The following is a 24,349-nucleotide window of genomic DNA, read 5'->3' on the forward strand; positions in this document are numbered from 1 at the left end:
AAAAGACCGGGTGCGGAAAAGGTAAATCCTAAAGATAAGAATGCGATCAATAACAAAGAAGAGGAGGATAAGAAGCTTTTAGGGCTTAAACGTGCTCAAGAGGCCGGTGTGAAGGATACGCTTAAGGCAGATGTAGAACAAAAATTGATCCAGTCGGATTTAGTGGGTATTGACTTGGAACGTATTCTTAAAAAGCCACTTTCTAAAATAGATTTGATTGTCGAAGATGGAGATGTGATTCGTGTACCAAGGCAGCTGCAAACGGTTAAGGTGACCGGTGAAGTGTTGAATCCAAATAGTATTGTTTACACCTCTAGCAGAGGATTTAAAGATTATGTGAATGGCGCAGGTGGTTTTACAAGCAATGCGTTAAGAGGCGGAGCGTATATTAAGTACGCAAACGGATCTGTTGAAGCGGCGAAGAAATTTTTGTTCTTTAACAACTATCCAAAAGTAAAACCTGGTGCAGAAATTCTGGTGCCTAAGCGTGCAGAACGAGAAAGATTGACGGCACAAAGTTGGATTGGGATTGGAACAGCTGTTGCTTCGTTGGCGGCTATCGTGGTTAGTCTGTTGAGATAATCCTCATATTTCTTAAGTTATCATTCTATGAATTCAGAAAGTAATATTAGTAACCCACACGAGATTTCTCTAAAGGATTTGGTTGAAAGAATCAAGTCAGGAATTAGATACTTATTGTCGAAGTGGAGGATTCTGGTCTTAGCGGCGGTTTTGGGGGGAGTAATGGGCCTAACGTATGCGTATTTCAGAAAACCGGTATACACGGCTACCACTACCTTCGTATTGGAAAGTGGCGAAAATACAGGCAGTTTAGGACAATATGCAGGTCTGGCTTCAATGGTTGGCTTGGATATTGGAAATAGTGGAGGCGGTATATTTCAGGGAGATAATATTTTAGAATTGTATAAGTCAAGAACAATGATTCAAAAGACTTTATTGAGCCCACTAAATAGTGACTCAAAACATTTTTTGATAGAGTCTTATATTGAATTTAATAGACTCAGTCAGAAATGGGGAAAAGATACTAAATTAAATGGAATAAGTTTTCATTTGCCTCCAGGACAATCACTTAGTAGACTGCAGGATAGTATTATCGGTAAGATTGTAGAGGATATCAATAAGAATTATTTGACTGTAACAAAACCCGATAAGAAATTAAGTATTTTGAAAGTAGATGTTAACTCTGATAATGAAGAGTTTGCGAAGAATTTTAATGATCAAATTGTTAAAAATGTGAATGATTTCTACATACAAACAAAAACAAAGAAATCATTGCAGAATGTCGAAATTTTGAGGCAAAAAACAGACTCTGTAAGATCAGTAATGAATGGTGCTATTTTTACAGCTGCAGCTGTTGCTGACGCTACACCTAATTTGAATCCAACACGCCAGCTTCAAAGAACTGCTCCTGTTCAACGTTCTCAATTTAATGCAGAAGCAAATAAAGCCCTCCTATCAGAACTTGTGAAAAACTTGGAGCTTTCTCGTATTGCATTGAGGAAAGAAACTCCATTGATTCAGATTGTTGATTCACCAATCTTTCCATTAGATCGAACGTCAAAAGGATATTTGAAATTTCCTGTATTATTTGGGATTTTGGCTGTGTTCTTATCAACCGTCATTTTTATTGTCAAAAAGATATGAAGAAAAATAAAACTTTTTTCGATCAAATTCGACTCATTGAATTACCCAAAATTCTAGACGAAAGAGGTAATCTCTCATTTTTTGAGGAAAACTCTCATATCCCGTTTGATATTAAAAGAAGCTATTGGATATATGATGTGCCTGGTGGCTCAATAAGAGGCGGGCATGCGTTTAAGAAGCAAAAGGAATTTATAGTAGCACTTTCTGGAAGTTTCGACATTTTATTAAATGATGGAAAACAGGATATGAAAATTAATTTGAATAGATCTTATAGAGGGCTTTACATTCCAAACATGATTTGGAGACAGATGGATAACTTTTCGACAAATTCTTTGGCTTTGATTGTTAGTAATACCTTTTATGATCCTTCAGACTATATTTATGAAAAGAAACTATTTTTAAATCTTTTAGATGGAGAATAAGAATACGATTTTTGATTGTGAATTGCTTGAATTACCTAAACAACAAAACAGAGATGGTAATTTGACAGCAATTAATGGTGGAGTTGAAGTTCCATTTGAAATTAAGCGAGTATATTATTTGTATGATGTTCCCGGTGGAGAAACGCGTGGAGCTCATGCACATTATGAACTAGAACAATTAGTTATTGCCGCTAGTGGGAGTTTTGATGTTGTTCTGAATGATGGAAAATATACAAAGACCTTTACCTTAAATAGACCGTATTATGGACTTCATATAAAACCAGGAATATGGCGTGATCTTGTGAACTTTTCTTCCGGTTCTGTTTTACTTGTTTTAGCATCAAAAATTTATTCAGAGAAGGATTATATCAGAGATTTTAGTAGTTTTTTAAATTATAAAAATGGAAATAGTTGAGTCAAATCAAATAGAATATAAATCAGTAATTGAAAATCCATATCATATTTTTAATTCAGCTGACTTTAACGATTTAAATAGAAATAAATGCTCTGATGTAAAATATTTTTTATTTAAAGACTCTAAGTATAGATTGGGGTTTATTGGTGGAATAAGAAATGGTTATTTAATATCTCCTTTTTCGGCACCGTTTGGAGGATTTTCATTTTTAAGACAAGATGTGCAAATCTCAGCTATTGAGGCGGCTATAGATTTATTGGGAAAATATGTTTTTGACAATCAGCTTAAGGGAATTAAAATACTTCTTCCTCCGTTAATCTATAATGAGTCATTTTTGTCAAAACTTATTAATGCTTTTTATAGAAGAGGATATACCGTAAATAATTTAGATTTGGATTTTTATGCAGATCTAAAGATGATGACAAATTATTCTGAGCACATTTGGTACAATGCAAAAAAGAATTTGAAAATAAGTTTGAAACAAAATTTCGAATTTATCAAATGTGACGATAAAGATATTGAAGAGGTATACGAAGTCATTAAACTAAACCGGGAGTTTAAGGGGAAGCCCTTAAATATGAGCTTGGAAGATATACTTGCTACATCGAAGGTAATTCCAACTGATTTTTTTATCGTTCTGCAAAATGGAGTAAGTGTTGCATCTGCAGTTGTGTTCCACGCTACAGAATCCATTATGTATGTTCCTTTTTGGGGAGATAAACCTGGGTTTGGTTTATCAAAGCCGATGAACTTTATTTCTTCAAAAATTTTCGAATATTATCATAATGCGAATAAAAAATACGTCCACATTGGAATTGCTACTGAAGAAAGTATGCCTAATTATGGTCTTTGTGAATTCAAAGAAAGTATCGGGTGTACAATTACCCCTAAACTAACATTTTTAAAGGAGTTTTAGATGCTTTATAACGGTCATGTAATTAATCCGGATCCTTATTTATTGCCCAATTATAAACTGAGCCCTTTTGCTAACTCCGATATTGCGGTGAACAGCAATTTACCAGTGGCTGATTCCTGCGATCAATATTTTAAGGATAAACATGGTTCTTCGTTCTTCAAATATACTATGAATGGCAGAAAAGCATTAAATATTGCCTTAGGAGAACTTCACTTGCAAGAAAATGAAATTGTAAGCATTATTACTACCACGCAAAATTTTTATATAAGCAGTTGCGTGACAAATGAAATTGAAAAATTTTGTAAATGGAATAGAGAGGTTGTTGAAGAAACTAAGGCCATCTTGATTAACCACGAATTTGGACTTCCTTATGAAAAATTAATTGACCTAAAAAGATTAAATATTCCAATAATAGAAGATTGTGCTTATTCTTTTAATTCTAATGACCGTCATTTATCTGTTGGTACTGTGGGTGATTATTTAGTTTATAGTTTTCCTAAGTTCTTTCCAATCCAAATAGGTGGTTTGCTTGTTTCAAAAAAGGAATTAAATGCAGAGCGAGGCATGTCTTTTGACGAGGAGTCATATTTGAAGAGTGTTCTTAGTCATTATATACCATTTATAAATCCAATCTCTAAATCCAGAAGAAATAATTATAGTTATCTTAAAGGTAGATTTGAAGAAATTGGATTACCAAGTAGATTTGGTGAACTGGAAGATAGCGCTGTTCCTGGAGTTTTTATGTTTGAACTTCCAACTCATCTGAATGCGTTAGATTTAAAAAAATTTCTTTATCAAAATGGGGTAGAATGTAGTGTTTTTTACGGTGAGCAATCATTATTTATACCTTGCCATCATAGGCTTACCACTTCGGATCTGGATTATTTTATTTCACTTGTTGATTTTTATCTTAATCAAAATAATTAGTAATGAAGACATCGAATATAATTTTAGGAGAAGAGGTATTTGTAGATCCAAGTACATCCTTAAACAACGTTACTATTGAGAATGGTGTGAAAATTGCCAAACGTTGTTCTATTTTTGGTTCAGCGGAAAATCCTCTCGTAATCGGAGAAGGTTCATATGTTGGAATGAATACGATTCTCAATGGATATAGGGCAAAATTAGTTATCGGAAAAAGAGTTAGTATTGCGCAAAATGTGAATATTATGGTAGATTCTGGCCCAAATGCTAGTCCAGAACTACAAAAAATTTATCCAATTGTAGAGGGCGAAATATCAATAGGAGATGATAGTTGGATTGGTGCTAATGCTATCATTATGCCTAACGTAACGCTCGGCAAATTTTGTGTCGTTGCAGCAAATAGCTTTGTTGATTCAAGTTTTGGCGATTATTCACTAATTGCCGGAGCACCGGCAAGATTTATAAAAAAAATAAAATGATAAAATTTTTAGATCTTCAAAGTATAAATAAAAAGTATAAGACCGAACTGATGAATGCTCTTGAGCGAGTATTGGATTCTGGTTGGTATCTTCTTGGTGAAGAATTGAAAAAATTTGAGTATAATTTTGCCTCGTATTGCGGAGTTAAGCATGCTATTGGCGTTGCAAATGGTTTGGATGCACTAGTTCTGATATTAAGAGCATACAAGGAAATGGGGGTTTTTAGTGATGGAGATGAAATAATTGTGCCCTCTAATACGTATATCGCAAGTATTCTTGCAATATCCGCCAATCAACTTGTACCTGTATTGGTCGAGCCGGATTTGCAATCCTATAATATCGATCCAAAACTTATCGGTGGTGCAATTACAAATAAGACTAAGGGCATATTGGCTGTTCATTTATATGGCCAATTAGCTGATATGGACTCGATACTCGCTATAGCTAAAAAACATGGTTTAAAGGTGATAGAAGACTCGGCTCAAGCTCACGGTGCACTTAAAAATGGAAAACGGGCTGGAAGTTTTGGAGATGCATCTGGTTTCAGTTTTTATCCGGGCAAAAATCTTGGGGCACTTGGCGATGCCGGGGCTATAACAACTAATGATGATAAATTAGCTAATATTTTACGTGCTCTTTTAAACTATGGTTCTAAGAAAAAATATGAAAACTTATTTAAAGGCGTAAACAGTCGTTTGGATGAGATACAAGCTGCTATTTTGGACGTTAAATTAAAACATTTAGATGATGATACCCAAATTAAACGGCTAATCGCAGACAGATATATACGGGAGATAAAAAATCCAAAAATTTCGCTACCTAAAGTTGAAAATCAAGATGCACATGTATGGCACCTTTTTGTAATTAGAACCGGTGATCGTAATCATCTTCAAGAGTATCTTAGTAAAAACGATATTCAGACGCTCATTCATTATCCTATACCTCCACATAAGCAAGATGCTTATGTGGAATTTAGTCATTTAAGTTTTCCAATAAGTGAGCAAATCCATAAAGAGGTATTAAGTCTGCCGTTAGGACCTACAACTACGAAAGAAGAGGTCGATAAAGTTATTGCTGTTTTAAACCATTACTAAATAGCTTACGTGAAACTTGTTAAAACATCTTTCTTTGCTGCAATAATAACCTTTATTCGTATTTCTTCTGGATTTATCGCAGTAAAAGCGGTTGCTATGTTTACTGGTCCTGCAGGAGTAGCCATTGTTGGACAGTTTACAAATTTCATGACAATAATTTTAACTGTATCAAATGGTGCCATTAATACCGGTGTGGTTAAATATACTGCCGAGTATGGAAGTTCTGAATTTAAATTAAAAAAATTATTCAGTACAGCATTAAAAGTATCGGTGAGTTGCTCTTTGTTTATAGGCATTTTATTATTAGCTTTTTCTACATATGTATCATCAATTCTGCTAAGATCTCCAGTATATGCCAATGCCATAACTGTATTAGGTATTACAATAATTTTCTATTCCGTTAATACTTTATTGATATCCATATTGAATGGAAAAGAAGAAATAAGAAAGTACACTATAGTTAATTCAATTGGTAGTATTATTGGATTAATATTCACAGTTATACTCGTTTATTTTTTTAAAATTCAAGGTGCATTATATTCCTTGGTTTTATCCCAATCAGTTGTGTTTTTTGTAACACTTTTTTTTGTGATGAAAAGTAAGTGGTTCTCCTGGTCGTATTTTAAGAGGCCATTTGAATTAGATCTCGCGAAAAAATTAGGTAGTTTTAGTATAATGACATTGGTTTCTGTATTTACTGCGCCAATTGTTCAGATGGTATTGAGAAATATGGTTATCAACAAACTTGGTATCGATTCAGCTGGTTACTGGCAGGGTGTTATGAGGATTTCTGACGGCTATCTTTTATTAATTACAACAGCTCTAAGTACTTACTATCTACCTAAACTTTCTTCTTTGAAGACAGATAATGAATTACGTAATGAAATATTCTATGGATATAAAATGATCCTGCCAGTAGTGCTTTGCGGATGTGTATTGATTTTTCTATTGAGGTTTTTTATTATTAAAGTGCTTTATACAAATGATTTCATAATAATGGAAAAGTTGTTTTTCTTTCAGCTGGTTGGTGATTTTTTTAAAATAGCAGCTTGGATAATTGCTTATCTCATGCTTGCAAAAGCAATGACGAGGTTATTCATCATTACTGAAATAATATTTAGCATTATTTACCTTTTACTAGGCTATCTTTGCGTCGACTTATTTGCTATATCGGGTTTGACCATTGCCTTTGCTCTTAATTATTTCATATATTTCTTATATATGGTTTTTCATTTCCGAAAATTAATCTTTTATAAAAATGAATAAATTACCATTAGTTTCTATTCTGACTGCATTATATAACCATGAAGGTTATGTTAAAGAGTCTTTAGACAGTATACTGCAGGAAGAATATTCAAACCTAGAATTGATTATAGTTAATGATGGATCTACAGACAATTCGGAAGAAGTCGTTAAAAAATGGATTGAAGAAAATAGTCATTTAATAAAAGTAATATATATATGTAGGCCAAATAAAGGGATATGTGCAACGGCAAATGAATTAATTAATAGGGCCAATGGCAAATATATTGTTTGGCTGCCAAGTGATGATATCCTCATAAATAATACAATTAAGGATAGGGTAAGTATACTAGAGAACAGTCCCGATAAATTGGTTCTGTTGAGCGATGCAGCTGTAATTAATTCTAAAGGTGAAAAAGTCGGTGATAGCTCCATGGAACATCACCAAGTAAATAAGGATAATTACCATACTGTAGACGGTATTATTAAGCAGACAATACAGGGATTGGGGATTTCTGGAGCAACACTATTCGTGAATAAAGAGATTTATAATCTGGTAGGACTATACCCGGAAAATTTAGCAGCAGAAGATTGGTATTTTTTTCAAAGAGCTGCCTCAAAAGAAAAAATACTATTTTGGGACAAGACCGTATCGCTTTATAGAATTCATGATAAGAATACCTCTCACGCATTAAATTATAAGATATTTAGTTCAATTATCGCATCTTTTGTTAAAAACTATTTTCAATTTCCGAATTGGTATTACAGATATTTGGCAACAGTTCAAATTGTTAAACTCTCTTTGATATATATGAAGGTTAGAGCTAAAGTATTGATTCATGAATTATCTTGACTTTTTTCTTTTAGCTGAGGATAATTTGTACAGTCTGATCATCTTCTCTTTGGTATTAACAATAATCTATTTGTTGATCTATAGAAAATATATTCTGTCGATATTTGATCCTATGTTCTTAATCTTTTTGACATCGGGGCTTGCCAATGCTATCGTTTTTTACTTGTTTTATTTAAATGAAATTAGATCCCACTATTTTTATTCATTTCTTTTAACAGAATTTGCTTTTATTGGAGGTTTTTTTATGTTTAAACCCATAAGCAGTTTAGATAATTTGGTAAGCCAGAAGATTGCCCTTAGAGAAGAGAAGATATTTGATGATAATTTTATAACAATTCTATTTTATTGGGCTAGTGCATTGCATCTTTTTTCTCAATGTTTGACCTATACTTTTGTGGGGCTACCTATTTTGATGGAAAGCAGATTGACTACCTATTCTGGTGGTAGTGGTTTTGGTATCTTTGGGCGACTACTTGATGTTTCAAGTGCTATTGGCACTTTTCTTCTATTCTATAGAATTTTTTATTCAATGAATAGCCGTGCTGGAAAGATATATAATTATTTTTATCTTTTTTTTGTAGTGTTCGCTATGATAGTTTCTGGAAGTAAAACTAACTTGTTGTTTCTTATCTATTATCTTTTTATTCTTAATATATATATGTTGAAGATTAAGGGACGCGACATTGCAAGGCAGATTCAAAGAATACGAAAATTGCAGAAAATTCTTCTTATTTCTTCTGTTGTACTTTTATTTCTTGTGATTGGAATCCAACTTTCTACGCTCGGGGATGAGTCAAATTTTGCTAGCTCTTTGATGCTACTAGGTAAAAGAATTGTATCATTTGGAGATATCTATTTTCTTGCATTACCTAACGATGTAATTATTCAATTACATGATAAACAAGGACCGTTACTTCAACTTTTCAAAGATCCCTTGGGAATGTTTAGAGTTATTCCATGGACAAGTTTGCCAACTGATAACGGTTTTGCCGTCAGCAGCTATCACTATGGAGATATTCCTTCTGGGCCTAACCCAAGATACAACTACTTTGCAATGTTATATTTTGGTAACTATTTTATACAAATGGTTTATTGTTTTACAATTGGCATATTCGTATCCTTCCTACGCAATAAGTTATTTTTTGTTTTTCCGAAACATATACTTTTTGGGGTAATTTATATGCTTTTTTCTATTAACATTATATATGCTTTCCAAGATATGCCAACGATGATACTTAAATGTACGTCCATTGTATGTTTTTTGCCGTTAATTTTAGTGCTTAGCTACTTTACAATGCGCTTGTTGCGGCTCTATGATTCTAATTTTTAAGTATATGGGAGAATTATTAGTAAAGGACATTTTGATTGTTGTAGTTATATACAATACTCCTTTAGAAGAGAGTCTTTCTCTAATATCACTGGATCAGAATTGCTTAAAATCAGATGTATTTATTTACGATAATTCACTAATTAGTAATTATCAAAATCATCTTGTCTCATTTAGAAATTTAAATATAAAATACGTTCATGATGCAACGAATCCAGGAGTAAGTAAAGCTTATAATACTGCAGCAGACTTTGCTTTTAATAATAAAAAAAAGTTACTGCTACTATTAGATCAAGATACTTGTTTACCCGAGAATGGGATTAAAGAATATTTGAAGGCTGTAAATGCAAATCCTAAGATGAATTTATTTGCTCCTATGTTGAAATTCAATGATAAAATATATTCTCCATGTAATTACTATATACATAGAGGCTCCCATAAGAAACAGTTTAATACTGGAGTTAATTCTTTGAAGTATACTAATTTTCTTAATAGCGGATTATTAATAAAGGTTGATGCTTTTTTTAAAGTGAAAGGATATGATGAAAACATTCGACTTTATTTTAGCGATTTTGAATTCGTTAATAGATTTAAAAAAGAATATCAAGAATATTACCTTGTAGATATGATTTGTAATCACGAATTGTCGAGTACGGATATGTCTGATGCCTTTAAGGCATTACAGAGGTTTAAAATTTACTGCGAGGATGCTAAAAGAGCTTCAAAATCGATATCATTGCGATTGCAATATTTTATAACTTTAAGCTTAAGAGCTGTCAAACTCTCTTTATATTTTAAAGATCTTAAATTTATAATGATCTTCTTTTCCGATTTTATATGAGAGAGGTGATTTCAGTCTGCATGGCTACGCATAATGGGGCATTATATATTGAAGAACAGCTTTCATCCATACTTATGCAATTATCTCACAAAGATGAAATAATAATTTCGGATGATTCGTCTACTGATGACACATTGAAAATTATAAAATCTTTTGGTGATTCAAGAATTAAATTGTTCTCAAATGATTTTCACGATGTTAAGCTCAATTTCGAATTCTGTATAAAACAGGCCAATGGCAAATATATTTTCCTCTCCGATCAAGATGATGTTTGGAAACCCAATAAAGTTGAAAGAATGCTCCATTTCCTTACTCGAGGCTATGCTCTTGTATTGAGTGATGCATCCATTTTTGATTCCTCTTCACAAAAAATAATGCATGAATCCTTTTTTGAATTTAATGGGTCCAAACCAGGACTGATTAATAATTTAGTTAAAAACAGCTTTATAGGTTGCTGTCTAGCTTTTGATTCTATTATCCTGAAGAAAATATTACCCTTCCCGTCAAAAATTCCAATGCATGACAGTTGGATTGGACTTGTTAGTATTCTTTTTTTTAAAGTAAAGTTCGTTGAAGAATCACTGGTGTTTTATAGGAAACATAGCAATAATATATCAACAACTTCGACTGGAAAAAGCAACTATACTTTATTTGAAAAAGTCAAATTCAGATATTTCTTGCTCTTAAATCTTTTAAAATCAAACTTCTAACTGCATTATTAGAATAATTGAAGTTTTTAACGAGACGTAATTAACGCGAAATTATATGGCACAAATAAATATCTCAATAGTAATATATGACAATGATGTCAATGAGATAAAAAAAACTATTCAGTCTGTTTTAAATACGGAATTGGATATTCGACTTTATTTAATTGATAATTCTCCAATTAATAATCTTAAAGTTCTTTCTACAGATAGAAGAATTTTTTATTTTTTTAATAATCGAAATGTTGGATATGGTTCAGCGCATAATATAGGAATTAAGCACTCTATTGAGGAAGGAGCGAAGTATCACATTGTTATGAACCCAGATATTACTTTTAAAGATGGAACTCTGGAAAATATCTATGCTTTTATGGAATCTAATCGTGATGTTGGCTCTTTAATGCCTAAAGTGTATTATGAAGATGGCTCATTACAACGATTATGTAAATTACTTCCGACCCCATTTGATCTAATTGGAAGAAGATTTTTTGGAAATACAAATTGGGCAAAGAGGCAAAATGAAAGTTATGAGCTCCACAATTTTGATTACAATAGTATTTTAAATACTCCTTGTCTTTCCGGCTGCTTCATGTTTGTTAGAACTGAAGTATTTGAAAAATCTGGGTTATTTGACCCCAGGTATTTTATGTACCTGGAAGATTATGATTTAACCAGGAGAATCCATGGGGTAGCAAAAACCATTTTTTATCCAGAAGTTTCTGTTATCCATGGACACGCTAAAGAATCCTATAGAAATGGAAAACTTTTGAGGATTCATATGCTATCAGCGGTTAAGTATTTTAATAAATGGGGGTGGTTTTTTGATAACGAAAGGAAGGCTTTAAATAGTAAAGTTCTGAGAAGTATAGAGAAATAAAGATTCTGAGATTAAAAAGCGATTAATTTTTCTATTTTTGTAGCGTTTTTGGCTCTATTGTTGTTTACAACGATAGGACACATAAAAAAAGAAATTATGCTTCTCACTACCATCTTCCTAACAAGCTTATTGCTTGTCGTATTTGCAATACCACCAATCATAACTTTAGCAGTTAGAAAGCGGCTTTTTGATGCTCCTGCTGAGTCCAGAAAGATTCATAAACGTATCATTCCTAATTTTGGAGGTGTTGCTATATTTACTGCATTCATTTTTTCCTGTTCATTATTTATTCCAACAGCCTTATTACCGCATGCGCGTTTATTAATGGCGGCGGGATTAATTCTTTTTATGATTGGATTGAAGGACGATATGATCGGGCTAAGTCCATTAATTAAGTTCGGAGCACAATTTGCAAATGCCTTTATTATCGCGATTATAGCTGATTTAAGAATTGAAAACCTGCATGGAATTTTTGGTATTGGTCATATGAATTACTATGCCAGCGTTGCGCTGACCGTAATTGTTATTGTAGGAGTAGTCAATGCTTTTAATCTTATTGATGGCATAGATGGCTTAGCCGCTTCCTTAGGAGTAATGGTAAGTTTAACCTATGCGTTCCTATTTTTTCAGGCAGGGGAAATTGGATGGGCTTACCTTGCTATAGCCTTAACAGGTGCGCTTATTGGCTTTTTATTCTATAACATCACACCCGCCAGAATTTTCATGGGAGATTGTGGTTCTTTGGTTTTAGGATTCATTTCCGTCGTGTTAAGCATTAAATTCTTAAATTTATCAGATGCTAAAGCAATCTCTTTTGGTGTTGTTCCTATTACGGCAAATCTCGGACTTGTCCTTGCTGTTCTGATAATTCCTGTTTTTGATACACTTCGTGTCTTTACCCTCAGAATGCTCAATAAAAAATCACCCTTCACGGCAGATAGCAACCATTTGCACCATCGCTTGTTGAGTTTGGGTTTAAGCCATGTTCAATCTACACTGATCTTAACGGTTACAAATTCATTATTTGTTGTCATGGCTGTTTCTCTTCAGTTTCTGGGTAATGCTCAGCTAGTTGGCCTAATCATTGCAACTGCTCTTTGTTCAAACGGACTATTAACCTTGTATATTGGGAAATATAGAAGACCAATTGTCGTTAATACTGTTACCGCAGGACCAGCTGTTAAAGAAAAAAGCTTTGGAGAGCAGGTTCTCGAAAAAATATCAGAGAATTAATGCATTTAAACTAGTAACTATTGGATGACCTTTACTAAACTTAGAATCTTATATTGTATCTTATTTGCTACAATATTGAGTACAACAGCCTACGGGCAGTCTGAATTGTTGCCCTTAGGGCAGGACTTGAACAGAAAATTAGGAAAGGAAATTTATTTCAATAATTCCAAAACAAGTCATACAGCCATATTGCCCTATATCGTAAGTGATATAGACAGTGTAACTAAAGATAGTTTACTGAAAAAGGCTATGCCAGAAGAAAAAGACTGGCAATACAAAAACTGGCTTTTCCGAAAACTCTTTCACCAACATCTCGTGGAAGTAAATGATAAAGATTATTCATTTTACCTGGATTACCTTCCGGATTTGCAAATTGGTAAACAGAACAGCAAAACGACTTGGTTAAACACCCGTGGAGTAGAACTAGGAGGAAGCATTGGAAAGAAATTCTCTTTTACCAGTTATTTTTTCGAAAACCAGGCTAAATTTCCGGGCTATTTAACTGATTATATCAATGCCAATAAGGTTGTTCCAGGTCAAGGTTATGCAAAGCTCTATGGAAAAGGAGGATTTGACTATGCTTATTCTGGAGGGACACTTTCTTATACGCCCGTGAAATATGTCAACCTTCAATTAGGCTATGATAAAAACTTTATAGGAGATGGTTATCGTTCCTTGCTACTTTCAGATAATGCCTTTAATTATCCGTTTTTCAAAGTAACAGCTACTTTAGGACGAGTAAGGTATATGGCGATGTGGGCGCAGTTTATCGATTTCTATGATACGCCTTTTGATGACGAAACACCATACCCCAAAAAATATGGTCTTTTTCATTACCTAAGTTATAACGTTACAAATCGTTTGAGTTTAGGACTTTTCGAAAATATCATGTGGAAACCAAGAGGCTTTGATTTCAGTTATGTGAATCCAGTTATGTTTATGCGGCCCACAGAATATTCCAATGGATCGCCGGACAAAGCTTTAATGGGATTAAATGCCAGTTATAAAATCTCAGACCGTTATGTGGCCTATGGACAGTTAATGATCAATGAATTCACCGCAAAGGAAGTATTTAAAGGTGATGGCTATTGGGCAAATAAACAAGGTGGTCAATTAGGGATTAAAGGATTTGATGTATTTAATGTAGATCATTTGAATTTGCAGGTAGAAACCAACCGGGTTAGGCCTTATTCTTACTCCGCTAGTGATCATTATAAAAACTATGGGCACTATGGTCAATCTTTGGCTGATCCTCTGGGGGCCAATTTTGCAGAATATATAGGAATTGCAAGTTATCGCTGGAAAAGATTCGATACCCGTTTTCAATTATCTGCGGCGACCTATGGCTTAGACATTAATGGTCTAAATTATGGAAAAGATATTTACAAGTCTTACACAACCAGGGTAGACGATAGAGGAGTATACATTGGTCATGGCCTAAAAACAAACCTCATCTACGCAGATGCAAAAATAGGCTATATCCTAAACCCTAAAAACAACCTGCGTCTGGAACTGGGTTATACCTACAGAAAAGAAAGCAACAGCCAGTGGACAGATAAACAGCAAATGATCAATATTGGCTTACGGGCTTCATTCAGGAATTTCTACTATGACATGTAGCCTGTATCATTCACATTAGATAAACGGGATTCAATGGAAACAGAGAATCCCGTTTTCATTTTACACCTTTTTGAACCGGTTTTTCAATTTCAATACCGGTTTTTCAATAAAGTAATGCGAACCCAGCCCCACAACTACAGCAACAACAATATTCTGGGGAAAGCGATTGACCCAAAAATCATTTTTGGTCGTCAAGAACAATTGCTGCCACACATATAAGGAATAAGACGCAACACCCAGCTGCGAAATAACCCGGGTGTTAAAGAACTTTGAAACTGAAGAAGGAACATACATACTCCAGTACAATAAGATCATAATACTCAAATTATTTAAGCTGAAGCCTATAGTGAGGTTGTAAGCCGCTTTAAACCTCAGAGTGAGGATTGGTGACAGTATAAATAAAAAAATGGCCACAGCGGCTATAATACTGGAATTCTGGAAATATTTCATGTAACGCTCCCTGAAACCTGGTCCTTCCTCCACCAAGGCAGCCAGACAGCCAATCAAGATGGCGTCCCCTCCGGTATGCAGCATATCTCCAACATAGGGCTTGCTTGCGGGGAAACATAGAAAAGTAACCACCCGGAGCAAAGGCATAATCAGCACAATCCCCACTACAATTTTAATCAATGTTGTTCTTCGAAAACGTACAAAAGTAACCGGCCATAGCAGGTAGAACTGTTCTTCCATAGACAGAGACCAGAAATGCCCCAAAAACCAGTTTCCTTTGTCCTCCGGATGTGAGCTTAAAAAAAAATGTTTATAATTCCATAGATAAAAGACTGCAACCAGAATAAGCGAGTAATGGGTGAAGATATCAGGAACAAACGTCCATTTCAAGATAAGTAGGGCAAATATGTAAAGAAAGAAAGTCGGGAAAATCCTGAACATCCTTCTCAGGTAAAAATCTTTTAAATCTACTCTTCCGGTTTTTTCTCTTTCTAAGAGCAGCAATTTTGTGATCAGATAACCACTCATCACAAAGAACATTTTAACCCCCAGCTGCCCCGTATTGATGATGAAATAAGTCGCCATTTGATGATTCTGCTCAAAACCAGGTATGGTCTCCAGGGCATGCGCAATGATGACCATGATAATGAAGGTTCCCCTAACGCCGTCTAAACTTTGTATTCTTTTCATGGAGTTAATTATAGGCTTTGAACAGGGAGCGGAACAGCAGCAGTTCTTGTTGCTGTATATTTAATTTTCTGAGAAAGCTTCATGCAAGGCCTTTCTATCAAACGCCAGAAAATCCATGCACAGGCATAGGACAGGAAAAATGCACCCACAAACAGCCACCAGACGTATGCCCCATTGGTTGTCCGCATCATGAGGTTCATGAATTTAATTCCCAGTGGAAAGTGAATTAAGTACAGCGAGTAAGAAATCTCTCCCGGATGCTCCAGAACAGAATGGAAATTCTTGTTCACATACAAAATGACCGATATAGTAAACAAAGCGGCTATAGCAGCACCTTGTTCGTAGAACAGGAAACAAAATACCAATAGAAAAACCAGTAAAGCCTGCTCTAACCAGGGCCTTGAAGACTTGTTGTAAACAAGAAATCCAACAGTACCAATCATGAAAAATACCATAAAGTTAAATAGGCCGCAATAATCAACAAGATGGGTTTGGCTTAGAATGGTCAGTATTGGAATGCCGGCACCAACTGCAACAAAAGGATACTTTTTAAGCAGGATAAAATATAAACCAATAAACAGATAATACTCAGCCTCTATCCGTAAGGACCAGAAAACCGGATTATCAATAGGCGCATGTAAATAAAAGAGGCTTTGTAATATCGTGCTTAAATTTTCCGGATTAGGTAAATGTCTTGACCTATAAGAAACTTCAGCGATAAACAAGGTGAAAGCCAGGGCGGCAAGATAGGGGGGATGCAAACGTAAAAGACGCTTATATAAAAACCTCGGATAATCAAGAAAAGCATAGCCACTCTTCTCTAAACTATATGGAATGACAAAACCAGATATGACAAAGAAAACCTGTAAGCCATATTTCCCGTAATCTTCCATCCATTTAAAAACTCCGGAAAAGTAAGCTCCATTTTCAGCAGCTTTACTAAAATGACAAAAACACACTGCAATTACCGCGATTCCCCGTAAAGCGGCCAGACTTGTAATTTTATTTTTATTAGCCATCAATTTTTAGCGTTAATATTCCTAAAAGATGCAATTATGCTTCATTTTCTAACGAAATTAAGCGATGCTTCAGGGCTTTTTTTTGTTCACTTTGTTCATTATCAGTATTTAGCGGGTCGAATTGAATAATTAAATGTTGTTGAAATTATATTTACTTAATTCTTTGTCGCAACGGATATTTCTAATTTATCAAAGAAGTTGAAGAATAGTAACAGAGGATGTAAATGGATTTAATCTCAATACCCTATATGATCAGAAAACTACCTAGAATTTGCGCCTTTGGAGGAGTCCTGGTGTTCATCGCACTATGTTTTTCCTGTGGAAGCACCAAAAATGCGATTTACTTCTCCGATCTGGATTCCTCCAGGGTAAAACAAATCCCTGCAACAGAGTTTCATGAACCACTCATCCAGGCCGACGATATTCTCAGCATTACCGTACAAACAATAGACCCATCCGCTTCGTTGCCGGTTAACCAAACCGGAAATCCCCCGTCGGCAACTGCTTCGGCAGTCACTGGTGCAGTGAGCGGGTTTCTGGTAGATAAAAATGGCTATGTGGAGTTGCCTATGCTGGGTATGATCAAAGTAGCGGGCCTCAACACAATGGATGCCAAGGAAGCCGTCAGAGCAAAGGCCGTTAAATACTATAAAAACCCCACCATACAGCTGCGTTTCGCTAATTTTAAGGTTACGGTACTGGGAGAGGTAGCCAAACCCGCCTCCTATATTGTACCGAACGAAAAGGTTAGCATATTAGATGCCATTTCTCTGGCGGGAGATCTCACCATCTATGGCAAAAGACAAAACATCATGCTGATCCGTGATTATGGAACCTGGAAAGATGTGATCCGTCTGGACCTGGGCTCTTCCAGCCTGATGGCCTCACCTTATTTTTACCTGAAACAAAATGATGTGATTTATGTGGAGCCTAATAAAGCTAAAGTAGCCGCCAATAATGCACCGAAAAATCAGTTCATCACCATCATACTGGCTGTTGCCACCCTCATCGTTACCGCAGTAAGATTATAATTCCCATAGCAGAACTACATGACCAACCCTAAACAACCACAAGGAGATTTTTTCAGAGAGAAAAATCAGTTCAACTTTAAACAATTGTTGGCCAGGTTTCTCCAGAACTGGTACTGGTTTGTAATCTCTCTTGGCTTATGCCTTTTTCTGGCATTTCTCTATTTAAGGTACACCGCACCAGTCTATAAAACAACATCAAAAATTCTGATTACCGAAGACAAGGCGCCTAATCCAGGCGATGACGCCATTTCCAAGGCCTTTGGTGCACAGTTTGGAATGGGGAACAGCGCCGATGCGGAAGCCGAAGTCTTAAAAACCAGGCACCTGATGGAGAAAGTAGTCCGTGATTTGAAATCCTACATTACTTACTATCATAAAGGTAAGATCAGAAAGGTAGAACTGTACAAAACCTCCCCATTCATTTTACGGCTTTTTAATTCTCCTGACAGCATTTTTCCTCAGGTGCTGGAAGTCAAAATGGAAGGAAACAAAATCGCTGTTAACGGAGAAGACTTTAGCCGGCAGGTAAGCTTCTATCAGCAATTCCAGATTCCGGGCCTGGGCAAAATACAGATAGAAAAAGGCACTGAAGAAGCGGTTCCGGGTCAGGAATATACCATACAGGTAGATAGGGTAGGACAAACCGCTATGGGCTTTATGAAAAGCCTGGATGTCAGCATTCCTATTGTAATGGTCAAAATTCTGGCGCTCGACTTCACCGATCAAACCCCCAAAAAAGCGGAAGATGTGTTGAATAAACTCATCGAAGCATACATTCACGGTACATTGGAAGATAAGAACCGGGTCGCCGACAGTACCATTGCTTTCATTGAAAACCGCCTGCTCTATGTGAGTAAAGAACTCGGTAATATCGAAGGAACCGTTCAAAACTTTAAACAGAAAAATAAACTTGCCGATATTTCAGCACAGTCTACACAGCTCATCAGTTCCACTAAAGAATCTGTTGAAGATCTGGCCAAGGTAGAAACACAGATCAGCATCCTCAATTCTATTGAAAAATACCTCAGTGCAGCAGGAACTTCAGAACGGGTTGTGCCGAGTGGAGCCCTACTGGAAGACCCCAGCTTTGGTGCCATGGTAGAAAGATTCAACAGCATTGTGATGGAGAAGGAAAAGAGGGGCCTGAGCCAAACTGAAGACAACCCCTATATGCAGAACCTGAACGCCCAGATTGCAGGGGCAAGAGCAGATATGCTGTCCAGTTTAAGAAGTTTAAGAAAAACCTTACTCATCTCCAGAAGCAGATTGCAGTCGCATTCCAGTATGATTGCCGGACAGGTAAAAAATGTACCTGCAGTAGAGCGGACTTATCTCGATTTAACACGTCAGCAGCAAATTAAACAGGAGCTCTATGTGTTTTTGCTCAAAAAGAGAGAAGAAACAGCCATTTCCAAAACATCCAATATCTCCAATTGCAGGATCATAGAACCTCCGGTATCTTTTGGTCCAATCAGTCCAATTAGAGTCAATGTACTGGGCTATAGTTTCCTGCTGGGGCTATTTTTGCCTGTAGGGATGATTTTACTGACCGATAAGCTCAATACCCGGATTACCTCCAAAGATCAGATCGCCAGTTTTACCGAAGTACCCATTATTGGCGAAATTGGTCACAATGACCGGAGCAGTCAGACCATCGTGGTTGATCAGGAATCCAGAAGTCCTATTTCAGAACAGTTTCGGACCCTGAGAACCAATCTGTCCTTTTTTCTAAAGAGTGAGGAAAAAACCATACTCCTAACGTCCAGCATGTCTGGTGAAGGGAAGTCCTTTATCTCTTTGAACCTGGCCACCGTGCTGGCCATATCAGGTAAAAAGGTGGTGGTTATTGAAATGGACCTGAGAAAGCCCAACCTTACCAATAAGCTGAACCTCAGCCGGGACTTTGGTTTTACCAATTACATTGTCAACAAAGATCTGCTGCCGGAAAACATCATTATGCCAACCGGGACACACCCCAATTTGTGTATCATCAGTTCCGGTCAAATCCCCCCAAATCCGGCTGAAATGATCATGAACGAGCGGACAGAAACGCTACTCCGGGAGTTGAAAGAACGTTTTGACTACATAATACTTGATGCACCACCCGTTGGTCTGGTTACCGATGCACAGTTGTTAAGTAAGTATGCGGATCTTAATCTATACGTGGTCAGACAAGCCTGCACCTACAAAGATCAGCTCAATATCCCTCAGGAAATTTATACCAGTCAGAAGATGAAAAACATCGCCATTCTGGTTAATGACATTAAATATACCCAGGCCTACGGTTATGGATATGGTTACGGCTATGGATACGGTTATGAAGAAAAGAACACCAAACGGGGTTCATTTTTAAAATGGTTTAAAAAAAGCTAAATGAAGACGATGAGCGGTAAAATCCCTGTACATACTTACTATTCCAGGCTGCTGGAGTGGGGAAGGCTCATCTCTGTTACCGGTTTAGCCCAGTTACTGGTGCAAGCTTTAGGGCTGATCAGCGGTATTTTAATTATCCGCCTGCTGCCTACCAAGGAATATGCCCTGTACACGTTAGCCAATACGATGCTGGCTACAGTAACTGTTTTGGCCGACAGTGGAATAGGCGCAGGTACCCTCGCTGCAGGTGGAAAAGTCTGGCAGGATCCAAAGAAGCTGGGGCAGGTGATCATTACCGGCATTCATTTGCGGCAAAGATTTGCGCTCTTGACACTTCTCGTTAGTACACCAATATTGATTTATCTACTCCTGCACCATGGAGCTTCATGGCTGATGGCACTGGGAATAGCCGTTTCGATGATCCCTGCTTTTTACGCTGCCTTATCCGATACCTTGTTCGAAGTGCCTTTAAAACTCAATCAAGACATTAATGCCCTGCAAAAGAATCAGGTTTTTGCAAACTGCACCCGCTTTGTTCTCTTGCTCAGCGCACTCCTGTTCTTTCCCTTTACCATTGTCGCTATGCTGGCCGGTGGGGTGACCAGGTTGTGGGCCAATATCAAATTAAAAAAGATCGCACTGAAGTTTACCGATCTTCAGCAGAAAGAAGACCGGGTAGTTCGCAGGGATATTCAGCAAATGCTGAAGAGAACCATTCCCAGCACTATTTATTACTGCGCTTCCAGTCAAATCACTATATGGCTGATTTCTATTTTTGGCAATACCGAATCTATCGCGCAAGTTGGCGCATTAGAAAAAATTGCCGGGTTACTCAGTATCGTTACAGTTATGTTTTCCACGCTGGTGATACCCCGTTTTGCCCGGTTACCGGAACAACCAGGCCTGCTGATCATGAGATTTTTTCAGATCCTTTTACTCTTGCTGCTCATCAGTGCAGTAGCTTGTAGTGTCGTCTATTTTTTTCCTGGCCCCGTGCTTTATATTCTCGGAAAAAAATATCAGCATCTGGAAATACCCTTGTTATTGGTTACCCTATCCGGATGTATCGTTTTAATGTCGGGTATCGCGAATTACCTTTCCGTAGCCAGAGGCTGGGCCATTTCGCCTGTGCTGCACATCTCGGTCAGCATCTTCGCCCAGGTATTGCTCATCTGTTTCATAAATCTCAGGCTGTTAACCAACGTTCTGGTTCTTTCTATCATCAGTGCATTGGTCGGTCTGATTTTATACTGTGGTTATTTTCTGTATCGAAGTTTTCAACTCAAATCAGTTTATGGAGCAGCGGGAGAATAAATTTAGGTTTAAAGGGCTGCTTTCTGAGTTGAGACTATATCTCTGCAATGAATGGATTGCTGGTTTTCCGTCTCAGCGGATCAGGAATTTTTATTACCGTAAAGTGATGCATCTGAACCTGGGGCCTGGTTGCTCTATTTTTATGCATTGCAGTTTTGATTGTGCCAGGAACCTAAGTGTTGGTGCCAACTCGGTGATCAATCAGAAGTGCAGGCTCGATAACCGCGGAGGAATCAGCATCGGCGAAAACGTGTCAATTTCGCAGGAAGTACTCATTCTTACCGCTGATCATGATACAGAAGCAACTGATTTTAAGGGAAGAGAAAAGCCTGTTCATATTGAGGATTTCGTATGGATCGGAACCCGGGCCACCATACTGCCTGGGGTGACCATAGGTTATGGAGCTTTAATAGCAGCAGGTGCCGTAGTCACCAAGGATGTTGCGGCCTATTCAATTGTGGGAGGGGTGCCGGCAAAATTACTCCGGTCCCGGCGAAAGGACCTCAGCTACCAGACAAAATATAAAAGACTGTTTCAATAGATAAAAATTATGGAAGGAAACAAGAGCATCCATCAAGCCTTTTTTATTTTGAAGTTCAGACTGATTGCTGTTTTTGGCGCCTGGATTAGAAAATCCTGGTACCGGCTGCAGGGCATGCGGATTGGTTCAAAAACGCTGTTGCCCCCTATAAAGGTGAACTGGCCGCATCAGGTTGCATTGGGTAATGCCTGTAAACTGGAAACAGGCATTCGTTTTAAATATGATGGGGCCTGGAAACCAGGTCCTTCTGTGCTGATCGGCAATCACGTGTTTATCGGATCGGATTGTGAATTCAATATTACCAGCCATATCTGCATTGGAGATCATTCTTTAATTGCCTCCGGATGCCGGTTTATAGACCACAACCATGGAATTGAACCTGGATCACCTATGCGTGAACAGGATTGCCCGGCTGCGTCGATTTCCATTGGCGAAGATGTTTGGCTGGGCTGTAATGTGGTCGTTTTAAAAGGTGTAAAGATAGGAGATGGTGCCGTGATTGGTGCCGGAGCAGTTGTCACAAAAACGGTAATGCCGATGGAAATATGGGCGGGTGTTCCGGCATATAAAATCGGAGAGAGGAGGAAGCAATGAGGATTGTTTTTGTATGTGGAGGCCTGGAGCCCGGGAAGGATGGCGTAGGAGATTATGTGAGGAAGCTGAGTAAAGAACTGATCAAAAATGGTCACCAAATATGGGCTCTTGCATTAAATGATCCCTTTATAAGGTATACTTTTCAATCTCTGATACCGCTGGGTAATGGTGAGCCTCTTGAGCTGAGGCTTCCGGCCGATTTATCTGCAAAAGAAAAAGTGACCAAAGCAAGTTCCTTTATTCGCGCCATAGATCCGGATTTTATGAGCCTTCAGTTTGTTCCTTTTTCATTTCATCCTAAAGGCTTGCCTTATCAGTTGTCCGGAATTCTGAAGCAGCTGGGCACAGACCTGAAATGGCACATTATGTTTCACGAACTCTGGATCGGAATGGATAGGCAGAGTCCTGTGAAGCACCAGTTGCTGGGCATGGCACAACGGCGGTTGATCAAAGGGCTACTCAGAAAACTAAAGCCTGTTCTGGTACATACCCATTGCTCTGTTTATCTCTGCGAACTGAAAAAACTGACGGATACAGTTCAGAAACTTCCTCTTTTCTCTAATATTCCTGTTGTAGACCCTTATCGCATCAGTCAAAAAATGAAGCAGGATTATACCCTGGCGGATGAGCTTAGTATCGTTCTTTTTGGAGGCATACATTCTGGAGCACCCATTAAAGCCTTTGCGGCAGAAGCTGCGGATTATGCAAAACGAAACCATAAAAACCTAAAACTTATTGTGGCCGGCAGAAACGGCCCAGAACAAAGAAATGTAGTTAAAGACTGGGAACAGGCCGGATTACCTGTGACCATTTCAGGGGAGCTGGACAATACCCAGCTTTCGAAATTACTTACAGAGCTTTGGTTCGGATTGTTTACCACGCCCATTCTGCTTGCAGAAAAAAGTGGCGCTGTTGCAGCAATGACGGCTCATGGAATTCATCTGATTTGTGTTGCCCGCGAATGGCAACCGTTTGGGCCTGTTCACCAACCAAATCCACTTCATAAACCGGTTTACGAAAGGGGCAAGCTGGCCCGGTTTTTCCAGGTGCAACCCGATTTCTCCGGCAATGCTTCAGTCAGATCGGTTTCAGAACAATTTATTGCGAACCTCTCCAACGCGAAATCCTATGGCTAGCTTAAGATATTTATGGAACAAGCGGGCCAGGTTCCCGCTCAGCTCTCCACTGTTTTACCGCGCCTGGGCAAAAAGATTTTTGCTCTTCCCTTCTGTGCTGGGAAGAAACTGGAAGCGGTTTCGCCTGGGGCTAAAGGGGGCGGAAATTCACCCGCTGGCAGAAATTGGCCTGGTGAGAATAGAAGGCCACAAACGCAACCTGAAAGTGGGGAAACTCAGCTTTCTGGGCCGCGTCCATATTGCATTACACGATGAGGTCCAAATCGGCGAACGGGTTTGTATCAATGACGGCGTGGAGATCCTCACTGCTTCTCATGATCTGAACGATCCTGGATGGAAACACGTAAAAGGTAAAATCACGATAGGAGATTATGTCTGGATCGGGACAGGAGCGATGCTCCTGCCAGGGATCAGCATTGGAAAAGGAGCGGTTGTAGGAGCCAGGGCGGTAGTGACCAAAGATGTCGCTCCCTATCATGTTGTAACCGGAACGCCTGCAAGTCCGATCTCTAAAAAGAGAATTGAAGAGTTGAACTATAACCCCTGTGAATTCCTTGCGGAGAACAGGGCCTGGTTAATAGGTTAA

General features: G+C 37.6%; 23 protein-coding genes and 2 pseudogenes. 23 read left to right on the top strand and 2 right to left on the bottom strand.

Annotation, left to right across the window (positions count from 1 at the left end; all coding sequences use genetic code 11):
* The 16 genes and pseudogenes from VNZ46_RS20845 to VNZ46_RS20920 all read left to right on the top strand — a co-directional run.
* Positions 1–582: pseudogene (locus VNZ46_RS20845) on the top strand (capsule biosynthesis protein); the annotation flags it as partial.
* Between the two features lie 27 nt (positions 583–609).
* On the top strand, positions 610–1,665 hold the full coding sequence (locus VNZ46_RS20850; protein ID WP_325562213.1) for a Wzz/FepE/Etk N-terminal domain-containing protein: 1,056 nt from the start codon (positions 610–612) through the stop codon (positions 1,663–1,665).
* A complete protein-coding gene (locus VNZ46_RS20855; RefSeq protein ID WP_325562215.1) occupies positions 1,662–2,087 on the top strand; it encodes an FdtA/QdtA family cupin domain-containing protein in 426 nt (141 codons plus the stop codon). The genes VNZ46_RS20850 and VNZ46_RS20855 overlap by 4 nt, the downstream gene beginning before the upstream one ends.
* Positions 2,077–2,502 (top strand): FdtA/QdtA family cupin domain-containing protein, encoded by a 426-nt coding sequence (locus VNZ46_RS20860; RefSeq protein WP_325562217.1) that lies wholly within the window; start codon positions 2,077–2,079, stop codon positions 2,500–2,502. Before VNZ46_RS20855 ends, VNZ46_RS20860 begins: the two co-directional genes overlap by 11 nt.
* Positions 2,489–3,418: a hypothetical protein gene (locus tag VNZ46_RS20865; RefSeq protein ID WP_325562219.1), complete on the top strand. Its 930-nt coding sequence runs from the start codon at positions 2,489–2,491 to the stop codon at positions 3,416–3,418. Before VNZ46_RS20860 ends, VNZ46_RS20865 begins: the two co-directional genes overlap by 14 nt.
* Positions 3,419–4,345, top strand: coding sequence for a DegT/DnrJ/EryC1/StrS family aminotransferase (locus VNZ46_RS20870; protein WP_325562221.1), 927 nt, complete (start codon positions 3,419–3,421; stop codon positions 4,343–4,345).
* Positions 4,346–4,347: 2 nt separating this feature from the next.
* A complete protein-coding gene (locus tag VNZ46_RS20875) occupies positions 4,348–4,821 on the top strand; it encodes an acyltransferase (protein WP_325562223.1) in 474 nt (157 codons plus the stop codon).
* Positions 4,818–5,915 carry a DegT/DnrJ/EryC1/StrS family aminotransferase gene (locus VNZ46_RS20880; RefSeq protein ID WP_325562225.1) on the top strand — a complete coding sequence of 366 codons (1,098 nt, stop codon included), beginning with the start codon at positions 4,818–4,820 and terminating at the stop codon, positions 5,913–5,915. The genes VNZ46_RS20875 and VNZ46_RS20880 overlap by 4 nt, the downstream gene beginning before the upstream one ends.
* 9 nt (positions 5,916–5,924) lie before the next feature.
* On the top strand, positions 5,925–7,181 hold the full coding sequence (locus VNZ46_RS20885) for an O-antigen translocase (protein ID WP_325562227.1): 1,257 nt from the start codon (positions 5,925–5,927) through the stop codon (positions 7,179–7,181).
* Positions 7,174–8,010, top strand: coding sequence for a glycosyltransferase (locus tag VNZ46_RS20890; protein WP_325562229.1), 837 nt, complete (start codon positions 7,174–7,176; stop codon positions 8,008–8,010). The genes VNZ46_RS20885 and VNZ46_RS20890 overlap by 8 nt, the downstream gene beginning before the upstream one ends.
* A complete protein-coding gene (locus VNZ46_RS20895) occupies positions 7,997–9,340 on the top strand; it encodes an O-antigen polymerase (protein WP_325562231.1) in 1,344 nt (447 codons plus the stop codon). Before VNZ46_RS20890 ends, VNZ46_RS20895 begins: the two co-directional genes overlap by 14 nt.
* Positions 9,341–9,344: 4 nt before the next feature.
* Positions 9,345–10,178, top strand: a complete 834-nt coding sequence (locus VNZ46_RS20900) for a glycosyltransferase (protein ID WP_325562233.1) — start codon at positions 9,345–9,347, stop codon at positions 10,176–10,178.
* The gene (locus tag VNZ46_RS20905) at positions 10,175–10,888 is read left to right on the top strand and encodes a glycosyltransferase (protein WP_325562235.1); all 714 of its coding nucleotides are present in this window, start codon (positions 10,175–10,177) and stop codon (positions 10,886–10,888) included. The genes VNZ46_RS20900 and VNZ46_RS20905 overlap by 4 nt, the downstream gene beginning before the upstream one ends.
* A gap of 55 nt (positions 10,889–10,943) precedes the next feature.
* Entirely contained in the window at positions 10,944–11,762 is an 819-nt protein-coding gene (locus tag VNZ46_RS20910; RefSeq protein ID WP_325562237.1) for a glycosyltransferase, read from the top strand.
* Between the two features lie 96 nt (positions 11,763–11,858).
* Positions 11,859–12,995, top strand: coding sequence for an MraY family glycosyltransferase (locus VNZ46_RS20915; protein ID WP_325562239.1), 1,137 nt, complete (start codon positions 11,859–11,861; stop codon positions 12,993–12,995).
* A 24-nt stretch (positions 12,996–13,019) separates the two neighbouring features.
* A complete protein-coding gene (locus tag VNZ46_RS20920; RefSeq protein ID WP_325562241.1) occupies positions 13,020–14,615 on the top strand; it encodes a hypothetical protein in 1,596 nt (531 codons plus the stop codon).
* A gap of 60 nt (positions 14,616–14,675) precedes the next feature.
* Here VNZ46_RS20920 and VNZ46_RS20925 read toward each other — a convergent pair whose 3' ends face one another.
* Positions 14,676–15,755 (bottom strand): acyltransferase, encoded by a 1,080-nt coding sequence (locus tag VNZ46_RS20925; RefSeq protein ID WP_325562243.1) that lies wholly within the window; start codon positions 15,753–15,755, stop codon positions 14,676–14,678.
* An 8-nt stretch (positions 15,756–15,763) separates the two neighbouring features.
* The gene (locus VNZ46_RS20930) at positions 15,764–16,774 is read right to left on the bottom strand and encodes an acyltransferase (RefSeq protein WP_325562245.1); all 1,011 of its coding nucleotides are present in this window, start codon (positions 16,772–16,774) and stop codon (positions 15,764–15,766) included.
* 248 nt (positions 16,775–17,022) lie between these two features.
* On the opposite strand from VNZ46_RS20930, the gene VNZ46_RS20935 reads away from it, so the two are divergent.
* The 7 genes and pseudogenes from VNZ46_RS20935 to VNZ46_RS20965 all read left to right on the top strand — a co-directional run bounded on the left by VNZ46_RS20935 (position 17,023) and on the right by VNZ46_RS20965 (position 24,349).
* Positions 17,023–17,805, top strand: a complete 783-nt coding sequence (locus VNZ46_RS20935) for a polysaccharide biosynthesis/export family protein (protein WP_325562246.1) — start codon at positions 17,023–17,025, stop codon at positions 17,803–17,805.
* An 18-nt stretch (positions 17,806–17,823) separates the two neighbouring features.
* Positions 17,824–20,178 (top strand): GumC family protein, encoded by a 2,355-nt coding sequence (locus VNZ46_RS20940; protein WP_325562248.1) that lies wholly within the window; start codon positions 17,824–17,826, stop codon positions 20,176–20,178.
* Complete coding sequence (locus tag VNZ46_RS20945; RefSeq protein WP_325562250.1) at positions 20,179–21,492, top strand: polysaccharide biosynthesis protein; 1,314 nt, start codon at positions 20,179–20,181, stop codon at positions 21,490–21,492.
* Positions 21,493–21,829: 337 nt separating this feature from the next.
* Positions 21,830–22,033 (top strand): annotated as a pseudogene (locus tag VNZ46_RS29425) (DapH/DapD/GlmU-related protein); the annotation flags it as partial.
* Positions 22,034–22,042: 9 nt separating this feature from the next.
* Complete coding sequence (locus tag VNZ46_RS20955) at positions 22,043–22,627, top strand: acyltransferase (protein ID WP_325562254.1); 585 nt, start codon at positions 22,043–22,045, stop codon at positions 22,625–22,627.
* Complete coding sequence (locus VNZ46_RS20960) at positions 22,624–23,763, top strand: hypothetical protein (RefSeq protein WP_325562265.1); 1,140 nt, start codon at positions 22,624–22,626, stop codon at positions 23,761–23,763. Before VNZ46_RS20955 ends, VNZ46_RS20960 begins: the two co-directional genes overlap by 4 nt.
* Entirely contained in the window at positions 23,756–24,349 is a 594-nt protein-coding gene (locus tag VNZ46_RS20965; protein WP_325562266.1) for an acyltransferase, read from the top strand. Before VNZ46_RS20960 ends, VNZ46_RS20965 begins: the two co-directional genes overlap by 8 nt.

The organism is Pedobacter sp. (genome assembly GCF_035566355.1).
In the GTDB taxonomy this organism is placed as follows: Bacteria; Bacteroidota; Bacteroidia; order Sphingobacteriales; family Sphingobacteriaceae; genus Pedobacter.